A 3,683-nucleotide genomic window follows, 5' to 3' on the forward strand; every position below is an offset into this window, starting at 1 on the left:
CCGAGGCCGACAACGACTGGTTCCGCCTGCGCAATGAAGCCGCGATGAACGCCGAGGGCGTGGTACGGCTGGCCGAGGCTGCCTATGAGCGCTATGGCTTTAACGACTTCAAGCTCAAGGGCGGTGTGCTGCGCGGCGACGAAGAGATGGAAGCCATCCTGGCGCTCGCCGAGCGCTTCCCCAAGGCGCGCATCACGCTGGACCCCAACGGCGCGTGGTCGCTGGCCGAAGCCGTGCGCCTGTGCCGCGACAAGCATGGCCTGCTGGCCTATGCCGAAGATCCTTGCGGCGCGGAGGACGGTTATTCGGGCCGCGAGATCATGGCCGAGTTCCGTACCGCCACCGGCCTGCCCACCGCCACCAACATGGTCGCGACCGACTGGCGCCAGATGGGCCACGCGGTGCGCCTGCAATCCGTGGACATTCCGCTGGCCGATCCGCATTTCTGGACCATGCAGGGCTCGGTGCGGGTGGCGCAGATGTGCGCCGAGTGGGGCCTGACCTGGGGCTCGCACTCCAACAACCATTTCGATATTTCGCTGGCCATGTTCACCCACGTGGCCGCCGCCGCGCCGGGCCGCGTCACCGCCATCGACACCCACTGGATCTGGCAGGACGGCGAGCGCCTGACCAAGGCGCCGCTGAAGATCGAGAACGGCAAGGTGGCCGTGCCGACCGAGCCGGGCCTGGGCGTCGAGCTCGATATGGAGCAACTGGCGCTGGCGCACGAGCGCTACAAGAACATGGGGTTGGGTGCGCGCGACGACGCCGTCGCCATGCAGTTCCTGATCCCGGGCTGGACCTTCAACAACAAGGCGCCCTGCATGGTCCGGTGAGCGGCATCCCTGGCCCGTCACGAATACTAGAAGCCAACGAAAAGACCAGCAAAAACCAGGAGACAACCATGAACAAACCATACGCCCGGCCCGCTACCGCCGGCACGCTTGCCGCACCCGCGCGGCGCAAGTTCGGCCGGCTTGCCGCGGCCATGCTGGCCACCATGACGGCACTGGCCGCCGCAGGCGCCGTGACCAGCACCGCGGCCGCCGCGCCGGCATGGCCCCAGAAGGCCGTATCCGTGGTGGTGCCGTTCCCCGCGGGCGGCTCCACCGACACCATCGCGCGCATGCTGGCGGTGCCGCTCAATGAAAAGCTGGGCCAGCCGTTCGTGATCGACAATCGCCCGGGCGCAACCGGAGCCATCGGCGCGACCATGGTCAAGCGCGCGCCTGCCGATGGCTACACCTTGCTGGTGGCATCGATCGGCGTCTATGCCGTGAACCCGTTCCTGCAAAGGAACCTGGGCTATGACCCGGCCAAGGACTTCGACCTGCTGACGGTGGCCGTGCGCGCGCCCAACGTGCTGGTCACCAAGCCTGATTTCCCCGCGAAGAACTTGCAGGAACTGGTCGCGTACATGAAGAAGAATCCGGGCAAGGTGGCGTTCGCCAGCTCCGGCGCCGGTTCGTCGGACCATCTGACGGCCGCGCTGTTCTGGCAAAAATCCGGCACCGACGGGCTTCACGTTCCCTACAAGGGCGGGGCGCCGGCCATCTCCGACCTGCTCGCCGGCCAGGTGGACGTCTCGTTCCAGAACGTGAACGCGGTACTCCAGCATATCCGCAGCGGCAAGCTCAAGGCGCTGGCCGTGACCGGCGACAAGCGCTCGGCGGTGCTGCCGAACGTGCCCACCATGGCGGAGGGCGGCGTGAAGGATGTGGACGTGTATTCGTGGCAAGCCGTGGCCGCGCCGCGCGGGCTGCCCAAGGACCTCAAGGCCAGGCTGCATGCCGCGCTGGTCGGCTCGCTGGGCGAGCCGCAGATGCGCCAGAAGCTGGCCGAGAACGGCTTCGAGGTGGTCGCCAATACGCCGGAGCAGTTCGAACAGTTCGAGAAGCAGGAACTCCAGCGCTGGAAGGGCGTGATCGAAGCCGGCAAGATCAGCATCGACTAAGCGCGGCTTGCGCCCACGCATTGCTCTTTGCCCCGCCGACGGTGGGGCGTTTTTATTTGGTGCGGACGGGCGGATTTGGGTTCAGGCGCGGGCCGGCGCGACCTGATAGGCTTGGTTTATGTTCATCGATGCGCGCCTTCGACCCCGGCCATGATCCGCTTTTGCAAATCGCCCCTCTGCCTGCTGATCGAGACCAGGTCCCGATGGCTGATTCCGCGCGGGTTCGACGGCTTCGCGCCGGGGCCGCTGATCCTGGTGCGGCCCGGCGTGAGCCACGCGCTGATCGAGCATGAGAAGGTGCATGTGCGGCAGTTCTGGCGCTGGTGCGGCCTGATGGGCGTGCTCTACCTGGCGAGCCCGCGCTGGCGGCTGCGTTTCGAGCTGGAGGCCTACCGCGAGCAACTCAGGCACTGCGAGCCGGGCGCCGCACATCACTTCGCGCGCATGCTGGCCCGGCACTACCGGCTGGGCATTACGCAGGAGCAGGCGTATCGCTTGCTGACGGCGCCGGCCGAGCCAGGATGAACCGCGCAGTGCGGACCGATTCAGCCGAGATGGCTGCACTTGTGGATGATCAGCGCGAGCGCCACGATGCCAAGGGTCATTACGATAAGGTCTAGCACTGCGGCTCCGTGTGGCGATGTCTTGAGGGGGAGCCGCCAATCTATCGCGTAACGGGTTGCGGTACTGTCGGGAAGCGTCTGAATCGTTGTGAGGATAATTCCCACAAGCAACGGAGCAACGGCTGCGCCGCGGAGAAAAATTCTGGCGGAAGCGGTGAGATTCGAACTCACGGATGGGTCACCCCATCGGCAGTTTTCAAGACTGCTGCCTTAAACCACTCGGCCACGCTTCCGGGAGGGTTCCGAAAGGAAGAGCAGGCATTGTAGCGCGAACCGGGACGGCCCCCGTCCGTGCTGCGTGCTGCTTTGACGCTGGCGCAACGGCCAGCGCCGCGCATTATAGCAAGGCCGCGCGACGTGGGTGGCATGAGAAGATGCCTGTGAGCTTGTCGGTGTCTGTCGGACACGGCGGAACCTTAAATCCGGTTTCATGCTCCTATCATGCGTGAGGGGGAATCGCGCTCATGCGGGCGCTCCCTCCTGTTCCATGCAGTAGCAGTCAATCGAGGAGAAGAAGCAATGAACGGCAAGACTCTGTTGAGCGTGACGGCGGCCGCCGCGGTGGTTGGCTTGGCGGGTTGCGCGGCGCCGGGTGGTGGCTATGGCGGCGGTTATGGCGGCGGTTATGGCGGTGGCTACGGTGCGCCGCAGCAAGCAGCGTACCAGGCACCGCCCCCGCCCCCGGGCACCAGCACCTACCAGGCACCCGCGAATTCGGTACTTTATGGCCGGGTCGAATCGATCGAGCCCGTGACGACGCAGCAAAACAGCTCGGGCTTGCTCGGCACCGTGATCGGCGGCGTGGCCGGCGGCTTGCTGGGCCACCAGATCGGCGGGGGCACCGGCAATACCGTTGCAACCATCGGCGGCGCGGTGGTGGGTGGCGTGGCGGGCAACCAGATCGAGAAGCGTGCCGGCAGCAGCACCCAGACCGTCTATCGCGTCAACGTGCGGCTGGACGATGGCCGCATGGCGACCGTGACGCAGCGCGATGTCAGCAACCTGCGCATTGGCTCCCGGGCCCAGGTGGCCAACGACATGGCGACGCCGTACTGAGCGGCATCGCTGCGCGGCCAGTACGCGAGCAAACCGCCAGCAAAACGGCC

Annotated in this window: 3 protein-coding genes, 1 tRNA gene and 1 pseudogene; 4 read left to right on the forward strand and 1 reads right to left on the reverse strand. The window is 66.2% G+C overall.

From position 1 onward, the window contains the following. The 3 genes and pseudogenes from ACYP5B_RS17630 to ACYP5B_RS17640 form a co-directional block, all read left to right on the forward strand. Positions 1–836, forward strand: a pseudogene (locus tag ACYP5B_RS17630) (enolase C-terminal domain-like protein); the annotation flags it as partial. Positions 837–1,000: 164 nt separating this feature from the next. After that, a complete protein-coding gene (locus tag ACYP5B_RS17635; RefSeq protein WP_459570553.1) occupies positions 1,001–1,954 on the forward strand; it encodes a Bug family tripartite tricarboxylate transporter substrate binding protein in 954 nt (317 codons plus the stop codon). A 150-nt stretch (positions 1,955–2,104) separates the two neighbouring features. Next, on the forward strand, positions 2,105–2,479 hold the full coding sequence (locus tag ACYP5B_RS17640; RefSeq protein WP_400093861.1) for a hypothetical protein: 375 nt from the start codon (positions 2,105–2,107) through the stop codon (positions 2,477–2,479). A 241-nt stretch (positions 2,480–2,720) separates the two neighbouring features. Here the strand turns inward: ACYP5B_RS17640 and ACYP5B_RS17645 are convergent. After that, positions 2,721–2,810 (reverse strand) — tRNA-Ser (locus ACYP5B_RS17645). A gap of 286 nt (positions 2,811–3,096) precedes the next feature. On the opposite strand from ACYP5B_RS17645, the gene ACYP5B_RS17650 reads away from it, so the two are divergent. Then, positions 3,097–3,633: an outer membrane lipoprotein gene (locus tag ACYP5B_RS17650; protein WP_459570534.1), complete on the forward strand. Its 537-nt coding sequence runs from the start codon at positions 3,097–3,099 to the stop codon at positions 3,631–3,633. The last annotated feature ends 50 nt before the right edge of the window (positions 3,634–3,683 follow it).

The sequence above is a fragment of the Cupriavidus sp. 8B genome (assembly GCF_054589115.1).

What these genes read in the sequence shown, in the direction of transcription:
- ACYP5B_RS17640 (WP_400093861.1), top strand. Translation starts at nt 2,105, where the DNA reads ATGATCCGCTTTTGCAAATCGCCCCTCTGCCTGCTGATCGAGACCAGG.
- ACYP5B_RS17650 (WP_459570534.1), top strand. Translation starts at nt 3,097, where the DNA reads ATGAACGGCAAGACTCTGTTGAGCGTGACGGCGGCCGCCGCGGTGGTT.
- ACYP5B_RS17635 (WP_459570553.1), top strand. Translation starts at nt 1,001, where the DNA reads ATGACGGCACTGGCCGCCGCAGGCGCCGTGACCAGCACCGCGGCCGCC.